At 65.2% G+C, this 13352-nt stretch carries 11 protein-coding genes; 5 read left to right on the top strand and 6 right to left on the bottom strand.

All coding sequences use genetic code 11. From position 1 onward, the window contains the following. The first annotated feature begins 429 nt into the window (after nt 1-429). A complete protein-coding gene (locus ACQR1X_RS23680; RefSeq protein WP_316179491.1) occupies nt 430-1425 on the top strand; it encodes a TorF family putative porin in 996 nt (331 codons plus the stop codon). 143 nt (nt 1426-1568) lie between these two features. Here the strand turns inward: ACQR1X_RS23680 and ACQR1X_RS23675 are convergent, their stop codons facing one another. Then, on the bottom strand, nt 1569-3329 hold the full coding sequence (locus tag ACQR1X_RS23675) for an ABC transporter ATP-binding protein/permease (RefSeq protein ID WP_434899675.1): 1761 nt from the start codon (nt 3327-3329) through the stop codon (nt 1569-1571). 320 nt (nt 3330-3649) lie between these two features. On the opposite strand from ACQR1X_RS23675, the gene ACQR1X_RS23670 reads away from it, so the two are divergent. Continuing rightward, the gene (locus ACQR1X_RS23670) at nt 3650-5314 is read left to right on the top strand and encodes an L-lactate permease (RefSeq protein ID WP_434891716.1); all 1665 of its coding nucleotides are present in this window, start codon (nt 3650-3652) and stop codon (nt 5312-5314) included. Between the two features lie 149 nt (nt 5315-5463). Continuing rightward, nucleotides 5464-5871: a hypothetical protein gene (locus ACQR1X_RS23665; protein WP_315801900.1), complete on the top strand. Its 408-nt coding sequence runs from the start codon at nt 5464-5466 to the stop codon at nt 5869-5871. Nucleotides 5872-6158: 287 nt separating this feature from the next. On the opposite strand, the gene ACQR1X_RS23660 is transcribed toward ACQR1X_RS23665, so the two are convergent. The 3 genes from ACQR1X_RS23660 to groES all read right to left on the bottom strand — a co-directional run bounded on the left by ACQR1X_RS23660 (nt 6159) and on the right by groES (nt 9551). After that, on the bottom strand, nt 6159-7349 hold the full coding sequence (locus tag ACQR1X_RS23660; RefSeq protein ID WP_434891717.1) for a hypothetical protein: 1191 nt from the start codon (nt 7347-7349) through the stop codon (nt 6159-6161). Nucleotides 7350-7489: 140 nt separating this feature from the next. Continuing rightward, on the bottom strand, nt 7490-9133 hold the full coding sequence (gene groL / locus ACQR1X_RS23655; protein WP_315801902.1) for a chaperonin GroEL: 1644 nt from the start codon (nt 9131-9133) through the stop codon (nt 7490-7492). Nucleotides 9134-9254: 121 nt separating this feature from the next. Continuing rightward, nucleotides 9255-9551: a co-chaperone GroES gene (groES, locus tag ACQR1X_RS23650; RefSeq protein WP_008961387.1), complete on the bottom strand. Its 297-nt coding sequence runs from the start codon at nt 9549-9551 to the stop codon at nt 9255-9257. Nucleotides 9552-9882: 331 nt separating this feature from the next. On the opposite strand from groES, the gene ACQR1X_RS23645 reads away from it, so the two are divergent. Next, complete coding sequence (locus ACQR1X_RS23645; RefSeq protein WP_315801903.1) at nt 9883-10389, top strand: hypothetical protein; 507 nt, start codon at nt 9883-9885, stop codon at nt 10387-10389. A 114-nt stretch (nt 10390-10503) separates the two neighbouring features. Here the strand turns inward: ACQR1X_RS23645 and ACQR1X_RS23640 are convergent, their stop codons facing one another. After that, on the bottom strand, nt 10504-11283 hold the full coding sequence (locus tag ACQR1X_RS23640; protein ID WP_315801904.1) for a protein phosphatase CheZ: 780 nt from the start codon (nt 11281-11283) through the stop codon (nt 10504-10506). 307 nt (nt 11284-11590) lie between these two features. On the opposite strand from ACQR1X_RS23640, the gene ACQR1X_RS23635 reads away from it, so the two are divergent. Next, on the top strand, nt 11591-12382 hold the full coding sequence (locus ACQR1X_RS23635; protein ID WP_434891718.1) for a L,D-transpeptidase family protein: 792 nt from the start codon (nt 11591-11593) through the stop codon (nt 12380-12382). A gap of 88 nt (nt 12383-12470) precedes the next feature. Here ACQR1X_RS23635 and ACQR1X_RS23630 read toward each other — a convergent pair whose 3' ends face one another. Then, nucleotides 12471-13274 carry a DUF2076 domain-containing protein gene (locus tag ACQR1X_RS23630; RefSeq protein WP_316179480.1) on the bottom strand — a complete coding sequence of 268 codons (804 nt, stop codon included), beginning with the start codon at nt 13272-13274 and terminating at the stop codon, nt 12471-12473. Nucleotides 13275-13352 lie beyond the last annotated feature (78 nt).

The following is a 13352-nucleotide window of genomic DNA, read 5'->3' as shown; positions in this document are numbered from 1 at the left end:
AGGCCGCGGCGGCTGCGCTGCGGCCTTTTCGTTTGCCAGCGTCCGTTGTCTGCGTTGGCTGCCCCTTGTTGTCGATGGACCTGTTTGTCCGAACGGTCGTCCCCGCAGATCTACGGCCGGGCGAATCCGACTCCGGTGCGCTGCGCCGTTTTGCTTGCGGCACCGCGTTTCCAGCGGGCCGGCACAATCGATTGTGCGTCCTAGCGTGCTTTCGGACACGGATATTTGTTGTTCAAATGCAACACGCGCCGACTACCTGCCGTAGAAATGTCAAATCGCCCAAAAAGGCGGCAGATGCCGCGCTTTTTTGCTTCACGTGTGGCGGGACCCTGGCACAAATTGCGTCTGGATGACGCAGCCGGTCTTGTTTGCGCCCTGGGGGGCCAAGGTGGGGCAGGCTTTTTTCGAAATAGGGTGATGGGGATCGTCATGAAAAAGTGGGCTTTGCTGGCAACGGCGCTGGCAATGGTTTCGGGATCGGCTTCGGCGGCGGACATGGCGGTCAAGGCCTATAAGGCTCCGCCTCCGGTCGCGTTCGAGCCGTGGGACATCGCGTTCGGCGCGGCGATCATGAACGACTACGTGTTCCGCGGCGTCACCCAGTCGAACCACAAGGCGTCGGTCGCCGCCTATTTCGAGCCGCGCTACAACGTCAACAAGGACCTGCAGCTCTACGTCGGCGTCGCCGGCGAGAGCATCTCGTTCGCGAACCGCGCTGCTGCCGAGATCGACATCTACGGCGGTATCCGCCCGACCTTCGGCGCGTTCGCCTTCGACATCGGCGTGTGGGGCTATCTGTATCCGGGCGGCACCTGCTACTACGGCGGCGGCGCCGTGACGGATTTCGCGGGTCAGGCGCTGAGCGCCGAGTGTCAGGCCAACACGCTGACCAACCTGAACGTGATGAAGAAGGACGTCTCGTTCTTCGAAGTCTACGGCAAGATGAACTACACCGTGAACGACATGTGGACGTTCGGCGTCACCGAGTTCTACTCGCCGAACTTCCTGAACACCGGCGCCTGGGGCAACTACGCCTCGGTCACCGGCAAGTTCACCGCCCCGAGCACGACCTTCGGCTCCAGCGGCGTCGGCATGTACGTGTCGGGTGAGTTCGGCCGTCAGTGGTTCGGCACGTCGGACTCCTTCTACGGCGTTCCCGCCTTCCCGAACGGCATCAAGTATGCCGACTACAACACCTGGAACATCGGCGTCGGCTTCACCTACAAGGTGTTCACGCTGGACCTGCGCTACTCCGACACCGACATGTCGAAGGGTGATTGCAACGCCTTCACCAGCGACTTCACCGCCAGCGGCACCACCAACGTCACGCCGATCAACCCGGCTGGCCTCGGCTCGAAGTGGTGCGGTGCGACCGGCATCGCCAAGCTCTCGGTCGACCTAACGGCGATGAGCAATCTGAAGTAATCACCGCAAGGCGGATCGGACTTATCGGAGGGCGGCAGAGCAATCTGCCGCCCTTCTGCTTTTGGGCGGCAGCGGCCGGTTGCCGCTCGGACGTCCGGCCGCGTTCCTGGCTCGCCATGGCGTGGGCGCAGCCGGCGCCCGCCTCAGCCGCCTCCACCCGCGGTCGCGTCGGCGGCCTGTCCGGCTTGCCGCAGCGAGAACTTCTCGCCGTCGCGAATCAGCTCGACCTTGCGGTCGTGGTAATCGTGCAGGGTCGAGCGGTGGCCGATCGAGACGACCGTGGTCTGCGGCAGCCGCTCGGCGATGACCCGATAGAGCCTGGCTTCGCTCGGCTCGTCCAATGAGGCCGTCGCTTCATCGAGGAACAGATATTGCGGCGCATGCAGCAGCGCGCGGGCAATGCCGAGCCGCTGCTGCTCGCCGAGCGACAGCATCCGATTCCAGTGCGAGTCCTCGTTCAGGCGGTCGGCCAGTTGCGGCAGACCTACGGCCACCAGCACCTCCTTGACCTGCTCGGCGCTGAACGCGTCGGCGGCCGCGGGATAGACGATCGCCGCCTTGAGCGCGCCGATCGGGAAATAGGGCCGCTGCGGCAGCATCATCAGCTTGGCATGCGCGGGCACGCCGATCGCGCCGCTGCCGAACGGCCAGACGCCGGCGATGGCGCGGAACAGCGTCGACTTGCCGGCACCGGAGGGACCGGTGAGCAGCGTGCGCTCGTTGTTGCCGATGCTGAACCCGTCGGCCGCGACCAGCGGCAGGCCATTGGGCAGCTTCAGCAGCAACTGGGCGAGATCGATGCTGTCGCCGGCGTGGTCGACGATGTCGATCGTCTGCGGCTCGCCCGCGAGCTTGTGCGCGCTCTCGATGGACATGTCGAAGCCGTCGAGGCGGGCGACGGTCGAGCGCCAGTCGGCCAGCGTCCGATACGTCGTCACGAAGAACGACAGCGCACCCTGCACCGTCGAGAAGGCGGACGCCGTCTGCATGATGCCGCCCATCTGGATCGACTTGGCGAAGTAGGCAGGCGCAACCAGCACATAGGGAAAGATCACGGCCGCCTGCGAATAGCCCGCCGTGAAGGCCGTCAGCCGCTTGGTCCGGCTCATGATCTGGTACCAGTTCTGGACGACCCGGCCGAAGCGGGTGCCGAGCTGACCTTGCTCGGCGCCTTCGCCGCGCAGCAGCGCGATCTGCTCGGAGCTTTCGCGCACCCGCACCAGGTTGAAGCGGAAGTCGGCCTCGTAGCGCTGCTGCTCGAAGTTGAGATTGACGAGCGGCGATCCGATCCAATGCGTCAGGAGGGTCCCGAAGATCGCATAGATCAGCGCGATCCAGACCAGGTAGCCGGGGATCGCGATGTTGGTGCCGAACAGCTGCAGCGGGGCATCGGTCGACAGCCCCCAGAGCACCACCATGAACGATGCGAGCGAGACGACCGAGCTGAGCAGGCCGATGGTGATGTTCAGTGTCTTGTCGACGAACAGCTGCACGTCGTCGGCAATGCGCTGGTCCGGGTTGTCGGCGATGTCGCCCTTGAGCTGCATGCGATAGTGCGTGGCGTTGTCCAGCCAGCGGCGCAGGTAGACGTCGGTCATCCACCGCCGCCAGCGGATCTGCAGCCATTGATTGAGATAGAGCTGGTAGACGGCCAGGATGATGAAGATGGTCGCCAGTACGGCGAACACGCCGATTTCCCAGATGAAGCTGTTCCAATCATACTGCTGCAGCGCGTTGAAGAACCTGTTCTGCCACTGGTTCACCAGCACCTGGATCGCAACGAGCGACAGCTCGATCGCAATGACGGCGGCGAGAAGGATGCGGCCGGCGACCTTGTCCTCGGAGCGGAAGTAGGGAATGGCGATCCGCCAGACGGTGGCGACGGTCGAGCGCAGATTGTTCACAGACGGGCTGCTCCTGAGAAAAGGTCTTAACAGGCTGACTAAAAACGAGAAAATCGCTGGTGTCGCCGCCTGCCTAGACTAAAGTCGTAATCTGGCGGGTGGCCGCCGGCTTGTCGGTCGCGTGTGACAAACCGTAGCATGGGGCAGGGGAGAGGGACTGCGACCGCCGCCAGATTTCGCGAGAATTTGAGCAGAGTTGGGCGTTGCCGGTTTTGTGATCGCCTTTTCCGACCTTTGCCAGGCTTGGGGGCCTGGCGAGCAGACCTGATCCGTCCCGCCGGACGGGGTCCAACGACAAGAACGTGGGGGGAGAAGTCACGATGTGGAATCAAATCTACGACCCGTTGGGGAGCCCGGCGCTGTCGACGCTGGCCGCCGCCGTCCCGGTCGTGACGCTGCTGGTGCTGATCGCCAGTGGCAAGGTCAAGGCACACATCGCGGCGATCATCGCCGTGATCCTGACCAACCTGATCACGATCTTCGTGTTCACGATGCCCGCCAACATGTCGCTGCGCGCGACGTTTCTGGGCGTCATCACCGGGTTCTTTCCGATCGGCTGGATCGTCCTGAACGTCATCTTCCTCTACCAGGTCACGGTCTCCACCGGACGGTTCGAGCTTCTGAAGCGCGCCATCGGCGGCGTCACGGAAGACCGGCGCCTGCAGCTACTGCTGGTCGCCTTCTCGTTCGGCGCGTTCTTCGAGGGCGCATCCGGCTTCGGAACACCGGTGGCGATCACCGGTGCCGTGCTGATCGGCCTCGGCTTCTCGCCGCTCGCGGCCTCCGGCCTGTCGCTGATCGCCAACACCGCCCCGGTCGCCTATGGCGCGCTGGGCACGCCGATCCAGGGCCTCGCCTCGGTCACCGGCCTCGACCCCTACATCCTCGGCGCCATGGTCGGCCGGCAGTTGCCGATGTTCTCGCTGATCGTGCCGTTCTGGGTGATCTGGGCGTTCGCGGGCTGGAAGGGCATGAAGGACGTGTGGCCGGCGATCCTGGTCACCGCCGTCTCGTTCGCGGTGCCGCAATTCCTGATCTCGAACTACGTCAACCCGTGGATCGTCGACATCGGCGCCTCGCTGATCTCGATGGGCGCGCTGATCCTGTTCCTGAAGGTCTGGCAGCCGAGGCAGCTGTGGCTGTCGCCGGCGTTGCGCGGGCGTGACGAATCGGCCGCCACGATGACGGCGGCGAAGCCGCTGGACCGCACGCCGCTGACGCAAGCCGAGCTCTGGGGCGCGCTGCTGCCCTGGATCATCGTCTGCATCATCATGCTGATCTGGGGCAACGGCGCCTTCAAGGCCTGGGCGAACTCGATCTTCACCTGGAACTATCCGGTGCCCGAGCTCGACAAGCTGATCAACAAGATGCCGCCGGTGGCTGCGAAGCCGACGCCGGAAGGCGCGGTGTTCTCGTTCACCTACCTGACCTTCACCGGCACCGGCATGCTGATCGCCGCGATCATCTCCGGCTTCCTGATGGGTGTCGGACCGGGCAAGCTGATCGCGGAATATGGCCGCACCATCCGTCTCTGCGCGATCTCGCTGATCACGATCTCGGCGATGCTCGCGATCGGCACGCTGACCCGGCTGTCCGGCGTCGATGCCACGCTCGGCCTGGCCTTTGCCGCGACAGGCGTGCTCTATCCGTTCTTCGGCACCTTGCTCGGCTGGTTGGGCGTGGCGCTGACGGGATCGGATACGGCCTCGAACGTGCTGTTCGGAAACCTGCAGAAGATCACCTCCGAGCAGCTCGGCCTGTCCCCTGTCCTGATGGCAGCCGCCAACTCCTCCGGTGGTGTCATGGGCAAGATGATCGATGCGCAGTCGATCGTCGTCGCCTCGACCGCCACCAACTGGTACGGCCACGAGAGCTCGATCCTGCGCTACGTCTTCCTGCATTCGATCGTGCTGGCCTGTCTTGTCGGCCTGTTCGTCACCTTGCAGGCCTATGTCTATCCGTTCACGGCGATGGTGCTGAAGTAGCAACACCGTCTGCGACAAAAGCCCCGCGCCGCAGCTGCGGCGCGGGGCTTGCTATGTTTGGAACACATTTGTGCGGGAGCCGTGCTGGCGGTGGTCACGGCCATCGCCTGGAAGGCGAGCCCTGCGCGTGACTGGTGTGAAGGGGAACGATGCAAGTGTTGAAGCGTGGCTGCGCCGTGGCGACGGTGGCGTTGTCGATGTCGGGGCTGGCGCTCGCCGCCGCCTCGGCGGAGGAATTTCCCTTCGGCATGGAGATGACGCTCGATGCGCTGCCGCAGCCCGGCTCGAAGCGGGTGCCGGATCTCGACATCGGCGATAACGGTGACACCGTGCTGGAGCTGTGGTGCAAGGGCGGCAAGGGCCAGTTCTCGGTTGCCGGCAACACCATCGTGTTCATCGCCAGCAAGATCGAGGACCGCAACTGCCCGGCGGCGCGCGCCCAGGCCGACGACGAACTGATCGCGGCGCTGAGCGCGGCGACCAACTGGAAGCGTCAGGGCGACCTGATCATCTTCATCGGGCCGAAGACGCTGCGCTTCCGACTCAATACGAACTGAGGCAGGGCGGTCGCCTGTGAAGATGAAAAGCCGCTGAGACCAGCAACCCTGCTGGTCAGTTACTCCGTCATGCCCGAGCTCGTCCCGCCTGCGCGGCCGCAGCCGCTTCGGCGCGGCGAAGGCCCGGGCATCCACGTCCGTCCCAGGATGCCGATCGGCGTGGATGGCCGGGACAAGCCCGGCCATGACGACCTGGAGAGAGACGTGAGCGCACAACGGGTTGCCATATGCGCCGTGCCAATTGAAGAAAGGGGGCGCGCACCGGTCGACTGCGCGCCCGCCGCTCTTTATTTCCAGACCGAGTTGTCCGCGTCCCAGCGCTTGGCCTTGAAGGCCTTCGCCAGCTCGTCGATGGCGCCGCCATCGTCACGGGTGTCGCCCTCCTCGTCGCCGGATGACTCGTCCGACAGGATCAGCTTGGCGGCGGAGCTCTCGTCGATCGTCGTCGTCGTCGGGCTGCTGATCCACAGCATCAGCGCGTCCGCGCCGCCCGGCTTGTCCGCCGAGACGAGGCCGGTGACCTCGATGACGTCGGTGAGCTCCAGGGCCGGCATCAGCTGGCTCGGCCGCTTCAACGTCAGCTTCAGCTTGCCGCTGACCGGATTCCACGCCGCGCTCGTCGGCTTGGCATTGTAGGTCCGGGCCAGGACGTCGGAGATCGCGTTTGCGAGCTTGTCCTTGTTGATCTTGTCGCCGTCGCGCCAGTCGGCAGCCGCGAAACGGATGGTGCGGTCCATCTCGACGGTGCCGGCGGTCCAGCCGGCCGTCACCACGCCGTTCATGGCCCGCGCCTTCGCGATCAACGCTCCGGCGCGGTCGGGGTCGACCGTCATGCTGATGGTCTGCTCGCCCGCGCGCAAGGCATCGCAGTTCACGATCAGGCTCGACAGCGAAACTTCGACGTTCTCGCCCTTCAGGCTCTTGAGGAAGTCGGTCATGGCGTCGAGCTTGAGCCGGACCGAGACCGCCTCGGGCGAGACGTCGGTGAAGTCCTTCGGCTGGGCGCTGATGCCGTCGTCGCTCGACTGGCTCTCCTGGAACTCCTTCTCGCTGACGTCGGAGTTGTCGGTCGACGCCACCTCTGTGACGCTCTTGCCGATCGTGATCTGGCCGCGGAACTCGAACGTGTCGCCGGTCGGCTTGCGATTCAGCTTCACCGTGACCGGCTCCTTGGCGCCGTTGCTCTGGGTCGCGCCGGTCAAGGTCTGGCCGTTGACCGTGAGGCTGACCACGAAGCGGTCCTTGCGATCCGAATTCTTTGCGACGGGATAGCAGACGTCGAGCGTGGCGGCGGTGACGGTCTTGCCCTGGCGCGTCTCCTTCAGGATCACGTCGGCATTGCCGTCCATCAGACCGTCGATCGCGGTGAAATACCGCGTCTCGTTGGCGGGGGCCTTGGTCCCGCTCTTGCTCTGGGCCCAACCGAGTTCCGGCGCGGCCGCTACAATCACGGCCAGCGCAAGCAAAATCGCGCGCATCTGAAAATCCTTGTGGGGGCAGAATCGGCCTTAAGCTGTAGCGCCGATTTGCGGTCGCTGCACCCCCGGCGCGGACACTCGGCCAAAAAGAAGGCCGCCCGGAGGCGGCCTTCCTGAATGTGAGATGTCGAAAGCAGGGCTCAGAAGCCCATGCCGCCCATGCCACCCATGCCGCCGCCGGCCGGCATCGCGGGAGCCGCATCCTTCGGCAGCTCGGCGACCATGGCCTCGGTGGTGACCAGGAGACCGGCGACCGACGAGGCGTCCTGCAGCGCGGTGCGGACCACCTTGGCCGGGTCGATGATGCCCTTGGCAACCATATCGACATAGTCCTCGGTCTGCGCGTCGAAGCCGAAGGTCTCGGACTTCTCGTCCAGGATCTTGCCGACCACGATCGAGCCTTCGACGCCGGCGTTCTCGGAGATCTGGCGAATCGGAGCCTCGAGCGCCTTCAGCACGATGTTGATGCCGGCCTGGACGTCCGAGTTGGCGTTGGTGATGCGGCCGACCGCCTTCTTGGCGCGCAGCAGCGCCACGCCGCCGCCGGGGACGATGCCTTCCTGCACCGCAGCGCGGGTCGCGTTGAGGGCGTCCTCGACGCGGTCCTTCTTCTCCTTGACCTCGATCTCGGTCGCGCCGCCGACGCGGATCACCGCGACGCCGCCCGCGAGCTTGGCGAGACGCTCCTGCAGCTTCTCACGGTCGTAGTCCGAGGTGGTCTCCTCGATCTGCGCCTTGATCTGGCCGACGCGTGCCTCGATATCGGCCTTCTTGCCGGCACCGTTGACGATCGTGGTGTTCTCCTTGTCGATCACGACCTTCTTGGCGCGGCCGAGCATCTTCACCGTGACGTTCTCGAGCTTCATGCCGAGATCTTCCGAGATCAGCTGACCGCCGGTCAGGATCGCGATGTCCTCGAGCATGGCCTTGCGGCGGTCACCGAAGCCCGGCGCCTTGACGGCCGCGACCTTGAGGCCGCCGCGCAGGCGGTTGACGACCAGCGTGGCCAGCGCCTCGCCCTCGACGTCCTCGGCGATGATCAAGAGCGGACGGCCCGACTGCACCACGGCTTCGAGCACCGGCAGCATGGCCTGCAGTCCGGACAGCTTCTTCTCGTGCAGCAGCACGTAGACGTCGTCGAGCTCGGCGGTCATCTTCTCGGCATTGGTGACGAAGTAGGGCGAGAGATAGCCGCGGTCGAACTTCATGCCTTCGACGATGTCCACCTCGGTGTCGAGCGACTTGTTCTCCTCGACCGTGATGACGCCCTCGTTGCCGACCTTCTGCATCGCCTGGGCGATCATCTTGCCGATCGCGGCGTCGCCATTGGCGGAGATGGTGCCGACCTGGGCGACCTCGGAGGACGCAGCGACCGGCTTGGCGCGCTTCTCGATGTCCTTGATCACGGCGGCCACCGCGATGTCGATGCCGCGCTTGAGGTCCATCGGGTTCATGCCGGCGGCAACGGCCTTGGCGCCCTCGCGCACGATGGCCTGGGCCAGCACGGTCGCGGTGGTGGTGCCGTCACCGGCGGTGTCGTTGGTCTTGGAGGCGACCTCGCGCAGCATCTGCGCGCCCATGTTCTCGAACTTGTCCTCCAGCTCGATCTCCTTGGCGACGGTGACGCCGTCCTTGGTGATGCGCGGAGCGCCGAAGCTCTTCTCGATGACGACATTGCGGCCCTTCGGGCCGAGCGTCACCTTGACGGCGTTGGCGAGAATGTCGACGCCGCGCAGCATGCGGTCGCGTGCGTCGCCGGCGAATTTGACGTCCTTGGCTGCCATTTCAAAATTCTCCTGGAGTAGACCTCGACGGCGAGGGGCGTGATCGCCCGTCTGTCGCCGGAACGAGGTTGCAGAGCATTTTCGCCCGGGGCGGCTGATCGCCGCCCCCGACAGGTCGGGATCAGGCGACGACGCCCATGATGTCGGACTCCTTCATGATCAGGAGCTCCTCGCCGTCCAGCTTGACCTCGGTGCCGGACCACTTGCCGAACAGCACGCGGTCGCCGACCTTGACGTCGATCGGGATCAGCTTGCCGCTCTCGTCGCGGCCGCCGGGGCCGACGGCGACGACTTCGCCCTGCGAGGGCTTTTCCTTGGCGCTGTCGGGAATGATGATGCCGCCCTTGGTCTTCTCTTCGGCGTCGATGCGCTTAACCACGACGCGGTCGTGCAGGGGACGAAACTTCGATTTGGCCATGACGGATCCCTTTTGGGGTGCTTGGATAAGTGTTGCTGTCGGAGGAAATCTGAATGCGACCACATTTGACGCCCACTTGGCGCCAACTGGCTCGCAGCCTTAGCAATCGCGCCCTCCGAGTGCTAAAGACCGCTCGGGGAAATATGGCTTGCGGCTGTTCCTGTCAAGCAACGGCCAGCCGTTAAGCCGTTCTTGAGGCTGTTAGGGGGATGTTGTCCGGGGCCAGACATGTTAGTGGAGCGGCGTCGTCATCCGACGTCATTGCTCTGACGAGCGTTTTGCGCTTGGTTGCCGGACGGGGCAGCCACGATTCTGTTCCTAAGGGGATGCCATGACGAGTTCACGGTGCGCGCGGCCGGTTGCCAATCTCGCGATCGCGTCGGCGCTCACGATGCTTCTGGGAGCGTGCACGGGCTTCAGCCTGTCGCCGTCGCCCCCCATGCAGACCGAGGCGCCGGTCGAGCCCGAGGTTCCGGCGACGATCCGCCCCGAGGATCTCGTGGGCAAATGGGGCCTCGCCGCCTACAACAATCCGAATGACCGCGCGCGCACCGAGAAGATGGCTCTGGCGCAGTGCAAACAGCCTTACGTCATCGGGGCAGGCACGTCCGGCGGTGTCGTGATGCATCTGGCCGACCAGGCGACTCCCCAGGAACTGCGCCTGAAGGGGTCGGCCAGCGGCAAGAACTACATCGGCCCGGCCGGACCGCCCGGCGGCGAGCAGGACCGCGAGGTCATCTCCTTCGACGGCCGTGTGCTGATCACCCGCTTCGTCGACAAGGATGCGGCGACCCGTTACCAGACGATGGTCTACGTCCGCTGCGGGCCGCGCGCCTGAGATCCGGGCGATCATCCCGCAAAGGTCGAGAGTCGAACGAAAAACGCCGGCGACTGCGCCGGCGTTCTGTACGATGACGTGGCCTGAAGCGGTCGCTGGGACTGGCCGCCGACCTCAGTTGAACATCGCGTCGATGTCGTCCTGCGAGGCGTGGCCGACCTCGCCCGCCGCCTTCGGGCCGTTCAGCAGCCTGGCGTCGCCCTCGCGGGTGTCGACGATCGGCGGCACATGCGCCTTGATGGCGTCGACGCCGCCCCAGATGTCCATCATCACCACGATGTGGTGCTCGATGAACTTCATGGTGGTCATGACCTTGTTGATGCGCTGGCCGGTCAGGTCCTGGAAGTTGCAGGCCTCGAAGATCGAGACCACGCGCTCCTGGATCTCTTCGCTCAGGATCTTCTGCTGGTCCGCCGAGTCCACCTTGGACAGCGCGCTCGCGGCCTGGTCGATCGCCTCCGCGGCTTCGAGGATCTGCTGCGTCGCCTGCTCGGTGCCGCCGACGACCGCGCCGAGCTCGCCGTTGACCTTGGCCATCTCCTCGCCGTTGAAGCTCTTGGCATGGAGGGTCGCGATCTCGCCCTTGGTGCGGTTGATCGCGTCGTGGATCAGGTCGAGCTCGACCTTGAGCTTTTCGCACTGCTCGATCTGGGCACGATAGGTCTCGAGCAGCGCGCGCGCCTCGGCGACCTCGCGTGCGGCGGATTCTTCGATGGCGGCGTTGGCCGTGTTGCTACCTCCGCTGCGGATGGCGTTGGCCATCTGGGAGCGGATCGCGCGCAGCTCGTCCATGATTTCCTTGTGGTTGGGGCCGATCTCGCCGCCCACGAAGTCGGGCTCCGGCATATGGCCGACGATTGCTTCTTCGATACGGAAACGCTTGCGAACAGCCATGATAGTATCCCTGACCTCTTGTTCGGATCAGTTCTACGCAGAGCCTATTTAACATCGCGTTCACGCCAGGAACCGCGGTTGAGCAACGCTGGCGTGCATCGTGCGTCAACTATTAACCATGCCCCGCCGGCCTTCACGCAAAATAAACGCTAGCCATCAAAACCGCCGTCGTATGCAGCGATGGTGAATCCCGGCGCCTCCCGCGTTTACCAAAGCGATCGGGTTTTGCTCTTTATTGACGATACGCGGCGGCGTTGCCGCCTCGCGCGACGAACAGTCTCCAGACGAAACAGTACAGAGTACGTCGATGTTCAAATTATTCTCCACGGCGCTGCTGGCCGGCGCATGCGCATTCTATTCAGGTCTGGATCGGGCGGCGGCCCAGGGGTTTCAGCAGCCGACCGTGATCTACAGCGGGCCGCCGCAGCAATCCGCGCCGGTGCGCACCGCCTATGTCGAACGCTCGCGCATGGGTGGCGGCTTCATCGAATTCCTGTTCGGGGATCCGCAAGGCGGCCGCGGCGCGCCTCCGCCGGGACAGCCGATGTATCAGCAGCAGCCGTCCTATTACGAGCCGCAGCAGCTGGCGCCTGGCATGGTTCCGCAGCAGGGAGTGCCGGATGAGGAGGCCTATGAGCAGACGCAGCGGCCGCTCGATCCGAAGTACGAGAAACAGATCGTTGACTATGACGGCAAAGAACGGCCGGGCACGATCGTCATCGATACGCCGAACAAGTTCCTCTATCTGGTCCAGGGCGAGGGCAGGGCGCTGCGCTATGGCATCGGCGTCGGCCGGCCCGGCTTCACCTGGTCGGGCGTGAAGACGATCTCGGCCAAGCGTGAATGGCCGGACTGGACGCCGCCGCCGGAAATGCTCGCGCGCCGGCCCGACCTGCCGCGGCACATGGAGGGCGGACCGCAGAACCCGCTCGGCGCACGCGCGATGTATCTCGGCTCGTCGCTGTATCGGATCCACGGGTCGAACGAGCCATGGACGATCGGCACCAACGTCTCGTCAGGCTGTATCCGGATGCGCAACGAGGACGTCATCGACCTCTATGGCCGCGTGAACGTCGGTGCCCGGGTGATCGTGCTCTGACGACCGCCACCGCACGACATCGGCCATTGAAAAAGGCCGCCCATCCGGGCGGCCTTTGCATTCTCGAATTGGCTGCGACCCGGGAGGATCACGCGTAGTCGCTGCCACCGTCGTCGTCGCCATAGCCGTCATCGGAATCGAAGTCGGCCGCGTCGCTGTCATTGCCGTTGTCGTCGTAGTTCGCCTGGTCGAACAGGCCGGCACGACCACTGTCGCCGCCCGAGCGGCCGATGTCGTCGAGACCGGCGTCACGCGCCAGCGACCCGCCGGACTGGTCGCCGCTCCACGGGCTGGCACCGCCGCCGCGCTCCTCGATGATCGTGGTGTCGCCGAACGCCTGATGCGACCCGCCGCCCATCATCGAGCGGATGCCGCCGAGCAACAGTGAGCCGCCGACCATGCCGGCCGCGGCCGCCGCGGCCGTGCCGAGGAATGAGCCGCCTCCGCCGCCGAACATGCCGCCGCGCGGCTGGCCGAAGCCGCCCTGATCGTAGGGGCCGGGCTGACCGGGATAGCCGGGCTGGCCCTGGTAGCCCGGGGGCATCGCCTGGCCGCTGTTCCAGACCGGCCGGCTCGGCAACGGCGGCGGCACGTTAGGGACCGACCCGCGGCTGCCCGCGCCGAAGATGCTGTCGCGCATCGAATCGAGGAAGCCGCCGGACTGAGCCTGCTGCGGGGCCTGGGCGTGCTGCAGCTCCTCGATGCGGGCATTGGCGCGTTTCAAGGCTTCGTCCTGCACCAGCACCGTCTGCACCAGCGCGTAGACGGCATTGGGAGCCCGCTGCAGCGCCTGGGCGATGGCGGCGGCGGCCTCCGGATCACGCGGTGCACTCTCCAACTTGGCAAGCCGGTCGAACAGATCGTCGATGAGTTGGCGTTCTTGCGGTGTCATGTCGTTCTCCTGCCGCTTGCCTTGTTCCGGCGAAGCGCGGCCAAGATTTAGGGGGACTTTGTGGCCCGGCCAGCCGGG

The organism is Bradyrhizobium sp. HKCCYLRH3073, from assembly GCF_051167995.1.
GTDB lineage: Bacteria > Pseudomonadota > Alphaproteobacteria > Rhizobiales > Xanthobacteraceae > Bradyrhizobium.
Note: the sequence above shows the minus strand (reverse complement) of the source record. Positions and strands in the feature narration are given on the sequence as shown.

Excerpts from the sequence above, each read along its gene's own strand:
- ACQR1X_RS23680 (WP_316179491.1), top strand. The coding sequence starts at position 430 with ATGAAAAAGTGGGCTTTGCTGGCAACGGCGCTGGCAATGGTTTCGGGA.
- ACQR1X_RS23670 (WP_434891716.1), top strand. The coding sequence starts at position 3,650 with ATGTGGAATCAAATCTACGACCCGTTGGGGAGCCCGGCGCTGTCGACG.
- ACQR1X_RS23665 (WP_315801900.1), top strand. The coding sequence starts at position 5,464 with ATGCAAGTGTTGAAGCGTGGCTGCGCCGTGGCGACGGTGGCGTTGTCG.
- ACQR1X_RS23660 (WP_434891717.1), bottom strand. The coding sequence starts at position 7,349 with ATGCGCGCGATTTTGCTTGCGCTGGCCGTGATTGTAGCGGCCGCGCCG.
- groL (WP_315801902.1), bottom strand. The coding sequence starts at position 9,133 with ATGGCAGCCAAGGACGTCAAATTCGCCGGCGACGCACGCGACCGCATG.
- groES (WP_008961387.1), bottom strand. The coding sequence starts at position 9,551 with ATGGCCAAATCGAAGTTTCGTCCCCTGCACGACCGCGTCGTGGTTAAG.
- ACQR1X_RS23645 (WP_315801903.1), top strand. The coding sequence starts at position 9,883 with ATGACGAGTTCACGGTGCGCGCGGCCGGTTGCCAATCTCGCGATCGCG.
- ACQR1X_RS23640 (WP_315801904.1), bottom strand. The coding sequence starts at position 11,283 with ATGGCTGTTCGCAAGCGTTTCCGTATCGAAGAAGCAATCGTCGGCCAT.
- ACQR1X_RS23635 (WP_434891718.1), top strand. The coding sequence starts at position 11,591 with ATGTTCAAATTATTCTCCACGGCGCTGCTGGCCGGCGCATGCGCATTC.
- ACQR1X_RS23630 (WP_316179480.1), bottom strand. The coding sequence starts at position 13,274 with ATGACACCGCAAGAACGCCAACTCATCGACGATCTGTTCGACCGGCTT.